This is a genomic window from Streptomyces sp. NPDC005706 (assembly GCF_040631045.1).
GTDB lineage: Bacteria > Actinomycetota > Actinomycetes > Streptomycetales > Streptomycetaceae > Streptomyces.
In genome coordinates this window covers 57,143-71,828 of the sequence record NZ_JBEXYS010000024.1, presented here as the reverse complement: position 1 = coordinate 71,828, position 14,686 = coordinate 57,143, and the positions used below count along the sequence as shown (strand labels likewise).

At 73.2% G+C, this 14,686-nt stretch carries 15 protein-coding genes; 3 read left to right on the top strand and 12 right to left on the bottom strand.

The window, feature by feature from the left end; translation table 11 throughout:
* Nucleotides 1–32: 32 nt before the first annotated feature.
* Nucleotides 33–395 (top strand): isomerase, encoded by a 363-nt coding sequence (locus tag ABZ478_RS29175; RefSeq protein WP_359553820.1) that lies wholly within the window; start codon nt 33–35, stop codon nt 393–395.
* Nucleotides 396–399: 4 nt separating this feature from the next.
* On the opposite strand, the gene ABZ478_RS29170 is transcribed toward ABZ478_RS29175, so the two are convergent.
* The 5 genes from ABZ478_RS29170 to ABZ478_RS29150 form a co-directional block, all read right to left on the bottom strand.
* Nucleotides 400–1,089 (bottom strand): TetR/AcrR family transcriptional regulator, encoded by a 690-nt coding sequence (locus ABZ478_RS29170; protein WP_358940287.1) that lies wholly within the window; start codon nt 1,087–1,089, stop codon nt 400–402.
* A 36-nt stretch (nt 1,090–1,125) separates the two neighbouring features.
* The gene (locus ABZ478_RS29165) at nt 1,126–2,175 is read right to left on the bottom strand and encodes a PDR/VanB family oxidoreductase (RefSeq protein ID WP_359553818.1); all 1,050 of its coding nucleotides are present in this window, start codon (nt 2,173–2,175) and stop codon (nt 1,126–1,128) included.
* Complete coding sequence (locus ABZ478_RS29160) at nt 2,175–3,071, bottom strand: metal-dependent hydrolase (protein ID WP_359553817.1); 897 nt, start codon at nt 3,069–3,071, stop codon at nt 2,175–2,177. The genes ABZ478_RS29165 and ABZ478_RS29160 overlap by 1 nt, the downstream gene beginning before the upstream one ends.
* A gap of 90 nt (nt 3,072–3,161) precedes the next feature.
* Nucleotides 3,162–5,075, bottom strand: coding sequence for a hypothetical protein (locus tag ABZ478_RS29155; RefSeq protein WP_359553815.1), 1,914 nt, complete (start codon nt 5,073–5,075; stop codon nt 3,162–3,164).
* Nucleotides 5,076–5,139: 64 nt separating this feature from the next.
* Nucleotides 5,140–5,658, bottom strand: coding sequence for a tetratricopeptide repeat protein (locus tag ABZ478_RS29150; protein WP_359553813.1), 519 nt, complete (start codon nt 5,656–5,658; stop codon nt 5,140–5,142).
* A 114-nt stretch (nt 5,659–5,772) separates the two neighbouring features.
* On the opposite strand from ABZ478_RS29150, the gene ABZ478_RS29145 reads away from it, so the two are divergent.
* Nucleotides 5,773–6,165: a hypothetical protein gene (locus ABZ478_RS29145; protein WP_359553811.1), complete on the top strand. Its 393-nt coding sequence runs from the start codon at nt 5,773–5,775 to the stop codon at nt 6,163–6,165.
* Between the two features lie 80 nt (nt 6,166–6,245).
* Here the strand turns inward: ABZ478_RS29145 and ABZ478_RS29140 are convergent, their stop codons facing one another.
* The 7 genes from ABZ478_RS29140 to ABZ478_RS29110 form a co-directional block, all read right to left on the bottom strand.
* The gene (locus ABZ478_RS29140; protein WP_359553810.1) at nt 6,246–7,826 is read right to left on the bottom strand and encodes a DUF1996 domain-containing protein; all 1,581 of its coding nucleotides are present in this window, start codon (nt 7,824–7,826) and stop codon (nt 6,246–6,248) included.
* A 175-nt stretch (nt 7,827–8,001) separates the two neighbouring features.
* Nucleotides 8,002–8,655: a response regulator transcription factor gene (locus ABZ478_RS29135; RefSeq protein ID WP_358940283.1), complete on the bottom strand. Its 654-nt coding sequence runs from the start codon at nt 8,653–8,655 to the stop codon at nt 8,002–8,004.
* Nucleotides 8,640–9,911 (bottom strand): sensor domain-containing protein, encoded by a 1,272-nt coding sequence (locus ABZ478_RS29130; RefSeq protein WP_359553808.1) that lies wholly within the window; start codon nt 9,909–9,911, stop codon nt 8,640–8,642. Before ABZ478_RS29130 ends, ABZ478_RS29135 begins: the two co-directional genes overlap by 16 nt.
* Nucleotides 9,912–9,963: 52 nt before the next feature.
* Complete coding sequence (locus ABZ478_RS29125; RefSeq protein WP_359553807.1) at nt 9,964–10,989, bottom strand: NAD-dependent epimerase/dehydratase family protein; 1,026 nt, start codon at nt 10,987–10,989, stop codon at nt 9,964–9,966.
* 67 nt (nt 10,990–11,056) lie between these two features.
* Entirely contained in the window at nt 11,057–11,644 is a 588-nt protein-coding gene (locus tag ABZ478_RS29120; protein WP_359553805.1) for a winged helix-turn-helix domain-containing protein, read from the bottom strand.
* A gap of 391 nt (nt 11,645–12,035) precedes the next feature.
* The gene (glnII, locus tag ABZ478_RS29115) at nt 12,036–13,067 is read right to left on the bottom strand and encodes a glutamine synthetase (RefSeq protein WP_359553803.1); all 1,032 of its coding nucleotides are present in this window, start codon (nt 13,065–13,067) and stop codon (nt 12,036–12,038) included.
* Between the two features lie 222 nt (nt 13,068–13,289).
* On the bottom strand, nt 13,290–13,754 hold the full coding sequence (locus ABZ478_RS29110) for a MarR family transcriptional regulator (protein WP_359553801.1): 465 nt from the start codon (nt 13,752–13,754) through the stop codon (nt 13,290–13,292).
* A 67-nt stretch (nt 13,755–13,821) separates the two neighbouring features.
* Here ABZ478_RS29110 and ABZ478_RS29105 point away from each other — a divergent pair, with 67 nt between their 5' ends.
* Entirely contained in the window at nt 13,822–14,685 is an 864-nt protein-coding gene (locus tag ABZ478_RS29105) for an alpha/beta fold hydrolase (protein ID WP_359553800.1), read from the top strand.
* The last annotated feature ends 1 nt before the right edge of the window (nt 14,686 follow it).

Here is a 14,686-nt window from a genome sequence, read left to right as displayed (position 1 = left end):
GGTCAGGCCGACGCCTTAGAACAGGAGTGCTCATGCCGCAGATCACCGTCGACTACTCCCACACCATGGAGGCCGCCTTCGACCGCGCCGGCTTCGCGCGGGAGCTGCACGAGGCGACCGCCGGGATCGCGGCGGCGAAGCTGGAGGCCTGCAAGACGCAGTTCCGGCCGAGCGCGTACACGGTGTTCGGCACCGAGGACCCGGCGGCACAGCGGGACGCCGTCGTGCACGTGACCATCGGGCTCCTCGCCGGCCGCAGCGACGAGACGAAGGCACGGCTCACCGAGGCCGTGCTGGAACTGCTCCGGAAGTACATCGGTGAAGGTGGCCCGAGCGTGCACGGGTCCGCCGAGATCCGCGACCTGGACGCCTCCTACCGGAAGTTCGACCGGTAGGAGGCTAGGAAGCCAGGGCGATGAGCCGGCCGACGAGCTCCGCGAAGGGGCCGTCGGCCGGCTCGTTCTCCACCATCGTGCGCAGCAGCAGCGCCATGTCCGCGTCGTGGGCGGCGCTGACGGCGGCCAGGGCGGCGAAGTCGTGCACGAGCTGGACCTCCAGTTCGGCGCGCGGGACGCGCCGGCCGTCCAGCCAGATCAGCGCCGTCGACTCGGCCAGCGAGATCCAGCTCCGGACGACCAGTTCCAGGCGTGGGGGAGCGTCGGTGACGCCCAGGTGCGCGAGCATCTGCTCGTAGGCGGCCTGCCGCACCGAGTCGATCAGCGCGTTGGTCGTGGAGGAGCCGACCGCCGGGCCACCGCGCATCAGCGCCGAGAAGCCGGGGCCGTGCTCGTCCACGAAGTCGAAGAAGCGGCGCATCACCCGCAGCAGCCGGGCCCCGAGCGGGCCTTCGTGCGGCTCGGCGAAGCGGCTCGCCAGATCCTCGGAAGCGCGCTTCAACGCGGCCTCGTACAGGCTGAGTTTGCCGGGGAAGTAGTGATAGACCAGCGGGCGCGAGATGCCCGCCGCGGCCGCTATCTCGTCGATGGAGACCTCGTCCGGCGAGCGCCTGCTGAACAGGTCCAGGGCGACACCGATCAGCTGCTGGCGCCGCTCCTCCACGCCCATCCTGCGGCGAACCCCGGTAGTCATACGAACACCTTACCGATCGAATTCGGCCGTCGGCGTTCACATGTCGAGCACCAGCCGGTCGCTCCTGGCCCGCGACACACAGATCAGCATCGAATCGGCACGCTCCGCGTCCGTCAGCAGCTCGTCCCGGTGGTCGACCTCGCCCTCCACGACCCGCTGTTGGCAGGTTCCGCAGAAACCCTGCTCGCAGGAGTAGGCGGTGTCCGGCAGTTCGCTCCGGACGGCGGCCAGCACGGAGGAGCCGGCCGGGACGGTCAGCGTCCGCCCGCTGCGCCGCAGCTCCAGCTCGAACCCGGCGTCCCCCGTGGCGGACGCACGCGCTGCGAACCGCTCAAGGTGCAGCGTGGCGCCCTCCGGCAGCCGCGCCTCCACGGCCGCCGTCAGCCCCTCGGGCCCGCAGCAGTACACGGCCGTGCCCTGGGGCAGACCGGCGAACAGCGCGTCCAGGTCCGGGCGCCCGTCCTCGTCCTCGGCCACGAGCGTCAGCCGGTCCCCGGCGAGTTCCCGCACCTGCTCCAGGTACGGCATCGAGGCCCGCGTCCGCCCGCCGTACAGCAGCCGCCACTCGGTGCCGTCCGGCAGGGCGCGCAGCATCGGCAGGATCGGGGTGATGCCGATCCCGCCCGCGACGAACACGTACGAGGGGGCGGCGCGGAGCGGGAAACGGTTCCGGGGCCCGCGCACCTCGAGCTCCATGCCCTCGGCGAGCCGCTCGTGCACCTCCCGCGAGCCGCCCCGCCCGTCCGGTACCAGCCGGGTGGCCAACGTGTACGAGGAGGTGTCCGCCGGGTCGCCGCACAGCGAGTACTGCCGCACGAGACCCGACGGCAGCACCAGGTCCAGATGCGCGCCGGGCTCCCAGTGCGGCAGGTCCGGGCCCTCCAGACGCAGTTGCACGACCCCCTCGGCGATCGTCTCGAGCCCGGTGAGCAGCGGCCGCCGGGCCCGGGCGCGGGGCCGGCCGGAGACCGGCGGGTCCAGGGCGGGCAGGGGCCACAGCGGCGAGACCCGCACCCGGCGGCGCAGCGCCCTCCGGGTCAGCAGGGCGGCGCCCGCGACCAGCGCGACGGTCAGCGGTTTCGGCATCACGACCCGTCCTTCCGTGCGGCCGACGCGGCGGGGGAGCCGGCCAGATAGGCGACGGCCTGGGCCGTGGAGCCCTCCTGCGAGGGATGGTAGGAGCGGCTGAGGTAGCGGGGGACGGACCGCACCATGGCGCCGGTGGTGGGCAGCGTGCCGCGCCGGCCGCTGCGGTGAAACTCCCCGAACGAGGCCCTGCCGTCCACGAGGGTGGGGTCGTTCTCCATGAAGAAGCGCGCCCCACGCTGCCAGAGGAACAGCAGCGCGCCGAAGGCGGCCGCCCAGGTGCGCACCCGGCGCCGGTAGCCGCCGTCGAGGTGCTGAAAGAGGTCGAAGGCGACGGAGCGGTGCTCGACCTCCTCGGCGCCGTGCCAGCGCAGCAGGTCCAGCATGGTCGGATCGGCGCCTCGCCGGTCCAGTTCACCGGCGTTCAGCACCCAGTCGCCGAGGAAGGCCGTGTAGTGCTCGATGGCCGCGATGAGCGCGACCCGCTCCAGCAGCCACCACCGGCGCGCCCGGCCCGGCGGCAGGGTGCGGTCGCCGAGCAGCTTCTCGAAGAACCAGTCGACCTGCGCGGTGTACGGCGTCGGATCGAGCCCCTGCTCCCTGAGGTGCGGCAGGACCTCGTCGTGGGCCTGGGAGTGCATGGCTTCCTGCCCGATGAAGCCGATGACGTCCTCGCGGAGCCGGTCGTCCCGGATCAGCGGCAGCACCTGCTTGTACACGTGCACGAACCACCGCTCACCGGCGGGCAGCAGCAGATGCAGCACGTTGATGGTGTGCGTGGTGAACGGGTCGCCGGGCACCCAGTGCAGCGGTGTGTCCTCCCAGGAGAAGGACACGTCGCGGGCCTTGAGCGGTATCCGCTCGGACTCCACCGGCCGGGCCTGCTTATTGGACATGGCGTCAATGTACTGACGGGTAGGCCCGCTGAGAACCCTTCTGCGCCGCCTTGTTGACGTCGGTGTCAACGAGGGCCGGGAACGTCCCGTCTAGCGCAGCCCGCCGATCGTCCTGCCGTCCTTCAGGGTCCCCGTCAGGTCCGCCCGCGTCCCCTGACCGGCCTTGACCGCCAGCAGCGGCCCCCGACCGGTCGCGGTGATCCCGCCGCTCGCCCGGACCCCGGTGACGTCCGGGCCGCCCGCGGCCAGCAGGTACCAGTCCCCGGTCCTCGCCTTCCACAACACCCCGGCGAGCACCTGCGGATCACGGGGTCCGCAGGCCGCCACGTCGGCGCCCTTGGCGACCACCGCCCCGGCGGTCCCGCCCGGCGTCCGGAACTGGGCCAGCGCGGCCGTACCGCCGCCGCGCCAGGTCTCGGTCCTGGTGCACGCCCACTGGCCCGCACCGCTCCCGTCGGGCAGCGGCTGCGCGGCGAACGCCCAGGCGTTGACGCCGCGCACCCCCACCGAGCGCTCCGTGGCCAGCGAGCAGGCGAACGGCGCCCAGGCGCGCAGCCCCTCGGCCCCGGCCGCCTCGACGGGGGCGCCCGGACGCCCGGCGGTGAGGTGCGCGGGCACCAGCTCGCCCAGATCGGTGTGGAGCTGATCGCCCGAGGGGCCGGTGAGCTGGAGCACGTTCCACGAGGTGCAACTGCCGGTCCGCAGGGCCGGGCTGGCCAGCGGCGCGGTGACGCCGTCGGTGACGGGGAGCGGCAGCGGGGCCGCGTCCGGCTTCATCAGGTCCCGCTGGGCGGCCTTGCGCACCCAGGGAGCGGTCAGATAGCGCACGTTGCCGTCGGAGCGGCCCAGCACCAGCGCGCTCGCCTCGGTGCCGGTCGCGCCGTCGGTCCGGGCGAAGTCCAGGGCCGCGCCCGCCGTGCCGTCCCTGGGCTCGGCGTAACGGGCGATGCGCAGGCCGTCGTAGAGGATCACCACGCGCGCGCTGTCCACCTCGCCCGCGTACAGCAACTGGGGCGGGCCCGCCGGGCCGCCGGTCTGGGTGCCCGGGGTCGCCGAGACGCGGACCGTGTCGCCGGGCCTGGCCCACACGGCGAGGGCGCGGCGCAGCAGCGCCCGGTCGCCGGTGAGCGCGCCCCGCGCCGGCCACACGGAGAAGTCGGTGCGGGCGGAGGACCGCCAGGCGGCCGGTGCGATCCGGATCAGCTTGCCCGGATTCAGGGCGGCTTCGGCGGCCGGGTTCTCCGCGTAGGGCGGTGCGGCGGCGCCGTCGGGGCCCCAGCCGCCGCCCGGCAGGGTCACCAGGGCGCCGCACACCGCGAGCGCGGCCGCCCCGGCGAGCGCCGCCTTGGTGTGCTGGCGGCGGCGCACCAGGTCGGTGGGCCTGGCCTGCAGCGAGCAGGGGTCGAATTCCGGGGAGGAGAGCAGGGCGTCCTGCGCGGGCACCCCGTTGGCCTCGGACAGCGCCGCCTCGGGGCGGTCGACCCCGGCGGACGCGAGGATCCCGCGGACGCCCGAGTCCGGCAGCCGCTCCAGACCGCGCAGCACGTACGCGGCGCGGGCCGGTCCGGACAGCACGGACAGCCGCTGGTCCAGCGCGAGTTCGTCGGCCCCGCCGGAGCGCGGGAACAGCCGCAGTCCCCACACGCGGGGCAGCGGCGGGCGCAACGGCGACAGCCGCGGCCGGCCCCTGCGGGTGCGGGCCGCCGCCAGCGCCGTACGCACGACCTCCTGCCGGACGAACGCGTACCCGGGGTCGCCGTCCCGGCCCGCGGACTGGGCCGGGATCACGGACTTGCGCCGGCGGCCGCGGGGCAGGGCGCGCTGCGCGAGAGCGTGTGCCGTCAGCACCCGGCGGCCGCGGGCGAGGTCGGGTGGCAGGACCAGGTAGGCGAGCCGGACCAGCCGCGGGTAGTGCTCGACGAGCGCGGCCTCGGCCTGGTCGACGCCGACGTCGCGACCGGCGGCGGTTTTCGTGTGACGCTGGGCTACATCCTGTGACTGCACATCCCGGTGAACGAGCGAGCCGTCGGCAGGTCACCGCCGGGCGGGTGGCTCGCTCCGGGGCGGCTCACTCCTCCGGTTCGACCAGCAGGCGCGCGTAGTTGGCCATCGACCGCTGGTAGCGGGGCAGGTGCGGGGCGAGGGCGCCGAGCACCAGGGACAGTCCCTCGCGGTCGCGGCCCAGACTGGACAGGCACAGGGCGAGACAGGCCCGCACCGCGTCGTCCAACTCGTCCGACGGGGCGCCGAGTTCGGGGGTGAGCAGGGCGACGCCCTCCTCGGCCCGCCCGGTGTTCCGCAGCGAGCTGGAGAGCTGGATCCGCGCCCGGCGGCCCTTGTAGCCGTCGAGGCCGCGCGCCAGCGCCTCCCGGTACAGCGGCACCGCCCGGTCCGAGTGGCCGGTGGAGTCCCAGGCGCAGGCCCGCTCGAACGGGCCCAGCGGGCTGTCCTCCGGCAGCTCGGCGACGAGCTTGTCGATCAGGTCGCGGAACTCCTGCGCGCGCTCCTCCGGGTAGTCGTCGAAGGAGGCCCAGGCGGCGGTCACGCGGTCTTCCCAGTCTTGGTTCACCGGGTCACCCTCGCACACCTGTGCCCGCCGCCACACAGGATTGAGCGCGCCGGGCCCCGCGGCCGTATCCGTTGGGCGGGGTCCCGTGCCAGGGGCTCCACGCGGCATGCTGGTACCAGGACCGGAGGAACGATGAGGGTGACACGCGCGGTGCTCGGCGCCGCGGCCGTACTGGCGCTGGCGGGCTGCGGTGCGGGCGGGGAGGGCGAGAAGGTGCCGCCCACCGCGACCGGCAGCCTGGAGAGCCTGGCCGCCGAGGTGCGCTGCAAGCCGAACATGCAGACCGACGCCGACGAGATCCGCCAGGCCATCTGCCGCAACGGTGACGGGAAGTTCATCCTCGCCACCTTCGCCACCGACCGCGGCCAGCGGGAATGGATCAACGACGCCAAGGACTACGGCGGGCACTACCTCGTCGGCCGCAAGTGGGTCGCGGTCGGCGACGACGGCGTCGTCCAGGCGCTGCGCGGCACGCTCGGCGGTGATGTGGAGACCGGCACGAACCACCACGCGCACAGCGGCTGAACCGGCCGCGCGGACACGGCGAAGGCCGGTGGCGGGAGGGACCCGCCACCGGCCTTCTTCCGTTCGCGCGTCTCAGGGGATCACGCGCAGTTCTGACCGCGGTTGACGCAGTTCGCGATCTTGTTGGCCAGTCCGCCCGTCGTGACGCTGATGAAGTCGTCGTGGTCGGTGGCCGCCTTGTGCAGCTGCTCGGGGAAGCCGTCCACCGCGTAGGCGTTCTTCACCTGGCCGTTCTGGACGACCGGCGGGGTGATGTTGTACACCAGGCGCATCGTGAGCTGCGGAATGGCCTTGAAGCCGTTCTGGCAGTTCCCGCCCGCGTCGGCGAAGGCCACGTGCGTGCGGTGGTTGGCGCTGTCGATGTTCTGCCCGTCCCAGCAGCTCTGGAAGGCGAACGTGCGCACCACCTTGCTGCCCTGCGGGCAGATCGGGTACTGCGTGGTCAGCTGCACCTTGTTCTCGAAGCCGGTGCAGCTCCAGTGCGCGTTGGCGTTGGCCAGACCGTTGGTGGTGGTCTTGGCGTCACCGGTGATGATCCGCAGGAACTGCGGCATCGCGACGACCTTGGCGGTCGGGCTGCCCACGTACTTGATCTGGGCCTGGGCCGGCACCAGGATCTTGCCGACGTTGCCTTCCTTGCCGCCGCCGTCCGCGTTCTGGTCGAAGTCCTGCGAGCCGTCCTGGACCCGGACCACGGGCCAGTAGTACGACGACAGGTCGTTGCTGTTCTGGCAGCTCGTGCCGCCCTGGAGGAACGTGTTGTTGCTGGAGAACGCGTTGACCTTCTGGTTGCCGACGTAGTCGTGCAGGTGGTGGGCGCCGTTGGTCACGCCGGGCGCCACGATCACGTTGTCGGTGTTGTGGTTCTTGTTCGCGTTCACCCCGCAGCGCGTGGTGAACGTGCCGGTCGACGCGTTGCCGGACTTGCGCGGCTTGGCCTGCACATTCGCCTGGACCTTGGTGATGTCGACGAAGTCGGCCGCGGCCGGGCCGTTGCCGGCCTGCCCGCCGTTGTTCTGCTGCTGACCGCCCTGCTGCTGACCGCCTTGCTGCTGGCCGCCTTGCTGCTGGCCGCCTTGCTGCTGATCGCCCTGCTGCTGGCCGCCCTGCTGCTGACCGCCGTTCTGCTGTTGACCGCCTTGCTGCTGGCCGCCGTCCTGCTGCTGCCCGCCGGTGGTCTGGTTGGCGTTCTGCGCGGTGCAGGTGGCCAGGGTGTCCAGGTCGCCGGGCGCGGTGCCACCGACGCGGGTGATCTCCAGCCTGATCCGGTCCAGGATGGCCTTCCGCCGGTCCTGGAGCGGCTGCAGGATGGAGTTCTGGACGAAGCTCGTGTCTCTGGCCTGCGCGTCCCGCGTGGTCGCCAGACGCTGGTAGGCGTCGGTGATCTGGCGGTCGAGGTTGGACAGCTCTCCGGCGACCTCGCCCCGGGCCTGGTTCGGCACGTTGGTCAGCTTCTGGCCCACGTCCGGACACGAGATCGTCGCGACCTGCGCCGTGGCGGCCTTGGTCTGGTTGCCTCCCCACGACTGGTTGTTCGACTCGTGCGCCGAGGCGTAGAAGTTCGCCCAGATCAGCCCGCCCCCACCGAGCGCTAGGGCCGCCGATGCGGCTATGGCCTTGGTGGCCAGCGGCGTACGGCGTTTTCGTGTGTTGCGTCCCATGGAACTCCTCTGACTTCCTTGCGGGGCAGCATCGAGGCGCCCGACAGGAGTGAAGCGGCGCCCTTCCATACGGACGCCGCCCCGGAGGTGTTCAGCCGTCTCCCGAACCAGTCGGCGGAACGCGGTGTGTCATGAGCCTCAAATGGCGCATGACCAGCGGTAGTTGATTTTCACATCAGCGGCCGCGGTCGAGGTACGCCAGCACCGCCAGTACGCGCCGATTGTCGTCGTCCGACACCTCCAGGCCCAGTTTGGTGAAGATGTTGGAGGTGTGTTTGGCGATGGCCCGTTCCGTCACCACGAGCTGCCCGGCGATCGCCGCGTTCGAGCGGCCCTGCGCCATCAGCTCCAGCACTTCCAGCTCGCGCGGGGTGAGATGGCCGAGCGGACGGTCGTCGGCCGCCCGTCGCGACAGCAGTTGCTGGATCACCTGCGGGTCCATCGCCGTGCCGCCGGCGGCCACCCGCCGCACCGCGTCCACGAACTGGCCGGCGTCGAACACCCGGTCCTTGAGCAGATAGCCCACCGCGCCGCTGCCGTCGGCCAGCAGCTCACGCGCGTAGAGCTGCTCGACGTGCTGGGACAGGACCAGCACCGGCAGCCCGGGCCGCTCCCGCCGGGCCCGCAGCGCGCACTGCAGGCCCTCGTCGGTGTGCGTGGGCGGCAGGCGTACGTCGACGACGGCGACGTCCGGCTTCAGCTCCGCGAGGGCGCGGTCGAGTTCGGGGCCGGACTCGACGGCCGCCACGATCTCGAAGTCGTAGGCCTCCAGCAGCCGGACCAGTCCGTCGCGCAGCAGGAAGAGGTCTTCGGCTAGGACAACGCGCACGGGAGCTCCATGGTGACCAGGGTGGGACCGCCGACGGGGCTGCTGACGGCCAGGACGCCGTCGAATGTACCCAGCCGCCGCTCCACCCCGGCCAGCCCGGACCCCGCGCCGACCACCGCGCCGCCCCTGCCGTTGTCGGTGACCGTGATCCGCAGCATCCCGTCGGCGTGGTGCAGGTCCACCCAGAGCCGGTCGGCGCCGGAGTGCTTGACGGCGTTGGTGAGCACCTCGCTGACCGCGAAGTAGGCGGCGGACTCCACCGGCGCGTCCGCCCGGCCGGACAGCTCCACCGTCACCTCGCTCGGCAGCGGCAGCCGCAGCGCCAACGCCCGTACCGCGTCGCCGAGTCCGCGCTCGGCCAGCACCGGCGGATGGATGCCCCGGACCAGGTCGCGCAGTTCCTCCAGGGCCTCCACCGAGTTGCGGCGGGCCTGGGTGAGGAGCCGCTTGGCCTGCGCCGGGTCCTTGTCGAGCAGCATCTCCACGGTCCCGAGGTCCATGCCCATCGCGACCAGCCGGGCCTGGGCGCCGTCGTGCAGGTCCCGTTCGATGCGGCGCAGCTCGGCGGCCGAGGTGTCCACGGCGTCGCGCCGGGTCTCGGTCAGCACCCTCACCCGCTCGGCGAGTTCGCCCCGGTCCGCGCCGAGGACGGCCCGGGTGAGGCGGAAGTGGGCGGTCAGCAGGCGGGGGGTGAAGCGGAGGGCGGCGAACAGCAGGACCGCGGCGAGGGCGGCGGCGCCGATCGCGCTCATCCCGCCGGTGACCGGCACGAAGCCGTACCAGTAGGTGTCGCCGTCCGCGAGCACCCGCCACAGCCCCGCGGCCACCGCGAAGCCCTCCAACGGGTAGAGGACGAGCACCGCGGGCAGCAGCGCCGTGACGAAGCCCGCCGTCAGGTCCACCGGCAGCCACAGCAGGTCCCGCCGCACCTGCCGGTCCCCGAGCATCGTGAAGGTACGCGTCCAGGGGTTGGCGCCGGCGGGCACGGGCCGGTACGCCGACGGGATCGGCACCCCGCCCCACTCGGCCGCGATCCTGCGCCGGGTGTCCGCGACGTCGCGCACCCCGCCGAGGATCCAGGGGGTCGTGACGATGCCGATGCCGATCGGTACGAGCGCGACGGAGACCAGGGTCAGCGTGAGACACAGCACCGTGACGGGCAGCATCGCCACGGCCAGTACGAGCCCCCGTACGGCGGCGAGTGCGGCGTCCCGTGCCCGCGCGCGCACCGCGCCGCCCTTCGTGTCGGTAGTCATGCGGTCAGTCTGGCCGACCCTCCGGCGCCGGTCACTCGCCCGGAGCCCCCGGTCAGGGGGTGGTGCCAGGTACACCCCGGGCCGCGGCGAGCACCTCCGCCTCCACCCGCGGATCGACACCCACCGAGGTCCGGTCGGACCGCTGCGGTGCCGTGCCCCCGATACCGGTCAGCCACCGCCAGGTGTCCGCGACGGTCTCACCCGCGGGCCGGCACCGCAGTCCCGTGGCCAGCGCCCGTGAGACGTCCGAGCGGTGCACGGCGTCGTACATCTCGCCGTCCGGCGGCACCCACACCGGCAGCCCGGTCCACGGCTCGATCCCGGCGTCCAGGATCAGCCCCGGTTCGGTCCACCGCAGTTCGGCGTCCGCGCCGGTCGCCCGGACGCACGCCTCGAGCAGCTCGCCCATCGTGGTCAGACCCGGCGGGCCGACCAGGTCGTACGGGCCGCTCAGTGCCCGCTCCACCGCGCCGAGCAGCCAGCCGGCGAGGTCGCGGACGTCGATGTACTGCACGGCCAGGTCGCGCGGCCCCGGTGCCAGGACCGGGCCGCCGCGGGCGATCCGGTTCAGCCACCAGGGCAGCCGGCCCACGTTCTCGTACGGGCCGAGGATCAGCCCGGCCCGGACCAGCAGCGAGTCCCCGGCGCCGAAGGCCTCCACGGCCGCGAGTTCGCCGCCCCGCTTGTCCCGCGCGTAGTCGGTCGCCCCGGCGCCGGCGGCGGCGCCCTCGACCAGCGGGGCGTCCTCGCGGGCCCCCCTGGGCCAGGGCCAGGCGTACACGGACCGGCTGGAGACGTAGACGTACCGGCCGGCGCGGCCGCGCAAGCGCCGCGCCGCGTCCCGGACCGCCCGGGGCGCGGCCGACCAGGTGTCGACCACCGCGTCCCAGGTGCCGTCGTCGGCGGCGAGGGCGGCGAGCCCGTCGGGCGCGGTGCGGTCGCCGTGCAGCGACCGCACCCCCGCGGGAGGCGCGTGCCGTCCCCGGTGGAAGACGGTCACCTCCCAGCCGCGCGCGAGCGCGGCCTCCACGACGGTCCTTCCCACGAACTCCGTACCGCCCAGCACCAGAAGTCTCATGCCGGTGAGCGTGCCCGGTACCGGCCCGGGGAGGGAAGGGCTGTCTGCCGACGGCAGACGGCCCGGCTCAGTCCCCGGTCGGCGGGGTGTACTTGTAGCCGACCCGGCGCACGGTCTGGATCGACCGGCGGTGCCGCTCGCCCAGCTTCCGGCGCAGCCGGGCGATGTGGACGTCGACGGTACGGCCGTCGCCGACGTGGCCGTACCCCCACACCGTGGTCACGAGCTGGTCGCGGGTGTGCACCCGGTTCGGGTGCGCCACGAGGTGGGCCAGCAGCTCGAACTCCAGGTAGGTGAGGTCGAGCTGGCGGCCGTCGACGCTGACGGTGCGCTGTACGGCGTCGATCCGCACCAGCGGGTCGCCGTCCGTCCCGGCCGCCGCGCCGGCCGCCGCCCCGGTTCCGTCCGGCAGCGTGACCGGGAGGAACGGCGGCCGCTGGTCGGCCGGGACCAGCACCAGGTAGCCGACCATCGGAGGCTGTCCGGGGAGGGCGGGCACGGTGTGCTGCGGCGCGGGCAGCCAGGTGGCACCCGGCGGCAGAAGGTCCGCGACGTCCACGACCTCGTCCCGGTCGACGGCCCGCAGCCGGTGCCGGGGGCCGCTCTGGGCGGGGGCGGGAAGGGTGGCGGTGGAGAGGGAACGAGTGGTCGCCATGAGAGGTCAGCTCTTTCGCGCGAGGAGTTCGTCGGAAGGTGCGGCGGCCGCGATTCGTGGTCGGGCGCGCCGGGAGACGTACGTCGTTCCGCGCTGGCCGAAGGCCGGGGTGTACGGCTTTAGAGGGCCCGCGCGTTCGCCGCGCGGCAACACACTCGGTCGAAGTCGTGGTGCTGACGGGAGGGCCAGAACGGCTCGAGGTCGTGACGACCCGTCGCGGTGCGGTTCTGGAAGCCGGCCATGGGCCCATTGAAGCAGAAGCGGGGCCCGGGCGGACCCCTCTCTCACAGCTTGGACGCCCGCCCGGCTCGAAGTGGACCCCGAGCGCGACCGGGACGCCGAAGGGGCGCCCGCCGTCCTGGCGGGCGCCCCTTCGGGAGAGCGGTGCGGATCAGACCTGGCCGGCCTTCTCCAGCGCGGAGCAGCAGGTGTCCACCAGCAGGCGGGTCACCACGTACGGGTCGACGTTGGCGTTCGGGCGGCGGTCCTCGATGTAGCCCTTGCCGTCCTTCTCGACCTGCCACGGGATGCGGACCGAGGCACCGCGGTCGGAGACGCCGTAGGAGTACTCGTTCCACGGGGCGGTCTCGTGCAGGCCGGTGAGGCGGTCGTCGATGCCGGCGCCGTAGTTCTTGACGTGGTCCAGCGGCTTGGAGCCCTCACCGAGCGACTCGCACGCGGTGATGATCGCGTCGTAGCCCTCGCGCATCGCCTTGGTGGAGAAGTTGGTGTGCGCGCCGGCGCCGTTCCAGTCACCCTTGACCGGCTTGGGGTCGAGGGTCGCGGAGACGCCGAAGTCCTCGGCGGTGCGGTAGAGCAGCCAGCGGGCCACCCACAGCTGGTCGGAGACCAGCAGCGGGGCGAGCGGGCCGACCTGGAACTCCCACTGGCCCGGCATGACCTCGGCGTTGATGCCGGAGATGCCCAGGCCCGCCTTCAGGCAGTTCTCCAGGTGCGCCTCGACCACGTCACGGCCGAAGATCTCGTCGGAGCCGACACCGCAGTAGTAGCCGCCCTGCGGGGCCGGGAAGCCGTTCTCGGGGAAGCCCAGCGGACGGGTGCCGTCGAAGAAGGTGTACTCCTGCTCGATGCCGAAGATCGGCTCCTGGGCGGCGAACCGCTCGGCGACCTCGGCCAGCGCGGCACGGGTGTTGGACCGGTGCGGGGTCATGTCGATGTCGAGGACCTCGCACAGCACGAGGATGTCGTCGCCGCCGCGGATCGGGTCCGGGCAGGTGAAGACCGGCTTGAGCACGCGGTCCGAGGAGTGGCCCTCGGCCTGGTTCGTGGAGGAGCCGTCGAAGCCCCAGATCGGCAGTGCGTCGAGACCGGCCGGAGCACCCGTGATGATCTTCGTCTTGGAACGGAGCTTGGCCGTCGGCTCGGTGCCGTCGATCCAGATGTACTCAGCCTTGAAGGTCACGGGGCCACATCCTTCGGGGGTGGGTCGGGCGCACTCGCGGGTGCTTGCGGCGCTGCGGCACCGGTGCGCCGCTTCGATCTGCCCGGCAGCCTGTCAACAGGCGATTTCCCGGCCGTTGCCCGTATGTGAACCCCGTGTTACCCGGCCCTTCTGTGTCCGGACTCACGTGGTGAGGCGGCGCGGCAGGCAGGAGCGCGGCGGCACGCGAGGGACGGGGGACGCTCACCCGGCCCCGGCGGCCGCTTCCCGCACCCCGCCGAGGAAGCCCCGGACGGCCGCCAGCTGATGCTCGTCGTACCCCCGCAGCAGCTCCACCGACCGTTCGATCAGCGGCCCGAAGAAGGCCCGGCCCAGCTCGACCGCACGCTCCTCCACCTCGATGACGACCCGCCGCCGGTCCCGTTCCCCGCGCACCCGGCGCACCTGCCCGGCCCGCTCCATACGGTCCACCAGCGCCGTGGTCCCGGCCGAGTTGATGCCCAGTACCGCACCGAGCCGTCCGGCCGTCATCTCCTCGCCCGCGCGCCGGGCGTCCATGAGCGCGATCAGGGCGCGCACATCGGTGGGGTGCATGCCGTTGCGGCTCGCGAACCGGGCGCTGTGCAGGCCGAGTTCGACGGTGACGGCGCGCAGCAGGTGGACGATCTCCAGCTCGGGCACCGCATCGGGGCTGGGCGGGGTCGGCATGCGGTCCTCCGGGTTATCATCTCGCCGAACGAATATCTTGCTCGACGAGATAATAGGGGGTTCCGTCATGCCATGGGCGAGCGGGTACGACGCCGGCGCCTTCCGGGTCGCATACGACAAGGTGCTGGCGAAATGGCCGGCGGACCGCGAGGCGCTGACGCTCCTCACACCCTTCGGCGAGACCCGGGTCAACGCCTGCGGTCCGCGCGACGCGCCGCCGCTGCTCCTGCTGCCGGGCGGCGGCGGAGCGACCTCGGTGTCCTGGTACGCCCAGGCCGCCGAACTGGCGCGCACCCGCCGCGTGCTGGCCCCCGACCTGGTCGGCGCGCCCGGACTGAGCGTTCCGGCCGGCGACCGCCACCCCCGCACGGTCACCGACCTGGCCGCCTGGGTGGACGCCCTGCTGGACGGTCTTGACGCGGCCTCGGCCGACGTGGGCGGACACTCGTACGGCGCCTGGATCGCCCTGCACCACGCCCTGCGCTCGCCCGCCCGGGTGCGCCGCCTGTTCCTCCTGGACCCGACCGAATGCTTCGCCGGGTACAAGGCGGCGTACCTGCTGCACGCCCTGCCGATGCTGCTGCGGCCCGCGCCCCACCGGGTCCGCGCCTTCCTGGAGTGGGAGACCGGGCGGGGGACCTGCGACCCCGACTGGCTCCGTCTGCAGGAGGCGGCGGCCCGTTTCCCGGCCGTGCGGCCGGTGACGGGCCCGCGCCCGGCGCCGGAGGCGCTGCGCGCCCTGGACGTACGGGTCCTGCTGCTCGTGGCCGCGAACAGCAGGACCCATGACCCCGCCCGGGTGGCGGACCGGGCGGCCGCGACACTGCCGCACGTGGAGACCGGCGTACTGCCGGAGGTCTCCCACCACGCGCTGCCGCAGTCGGCGCCGCCCGGCCTGGGCCGTCACCTCACGCGCTTCCTGTCCGGCTGAG

Coding starts and splice junctions, on each gene's coding strand:
- ABZ478_RS29175 (WP_359553820.1), top strand. CDS start 33: ATGCCGCAGATCACCGTCGACTACTCCCACACCATGGAGGCCGCCTTC.
- ABZ478_RS29170 (WP_358940287.1), bottom strand. CDS start 1,089: ATGACTACCGGGGTTCGCCGCAGGATGGGCGTGGAGGAGCGGCGCCAG.
- ABZ478_RS29165 (WP_359553818.1), bottom strand. CDS start 2,175: ATGCCGAAACCGCTGACCGTCGCGCTGGTCGCGGGCGCCGCCCTGCTG.
- ABZ478_RS29160 (WP_359553817.1), bottom strand. CDS start 3,071: ATGTCCAATAAGCAGGCCCGGCCGGTGGAGTCCGAGCGGATACCGCTC.
- ABZ478_RS29145 (WP_359553811.1), top strand. CDS start 5,773: ATGAGGGTGACACGCGCGGTGCTCGGCGCCGCGGCCGTACTGGCGCTG.
- ABZ478_RS29140 (WP_359553810.1), bottom strand. CDS start 7,826: ATGGGACGCAACACACGAAAACGCCGTACGCCGCTGGCCACCAAGGCC.
- ABZ478_RS29130 (WP_359553808.1), bottom strand. CDS start 9,911: ATGACTACCGACACGAAGGGCGGCGCGGTGCGCGCGCGGGCACGGGAC.
- ABZ478_RS29125 (WP_359553807.1), bottom strand. CDS start 10,989: ATGAGACTTCTGGTGCTGGGCGGTACGGAGTTCGTGGGAAGGACCGTC.
- ABZ478_RS29120 (WP_359553805.1), bottom strand. CDS start 11,644: ATGGCGACCACTCGTTCCCTCTCCACCGCCACCCTTCCCGCCCCCGCC.
- ABZ478_RS29110 (WP_359553801.1), bottom strand. CDS start 13,754: ATGCCGACCCCGCCCAGCCCCGATGCGGTGCCCGAGCTGGAGATCGTC.
- ABZ478_RS29105 (WP_359553800.1), top strand. CDS start 13,822: ATGCCATGGGCGAGCGGGTACGACGCCGGCGCCTTCCGGGTCGCATAC.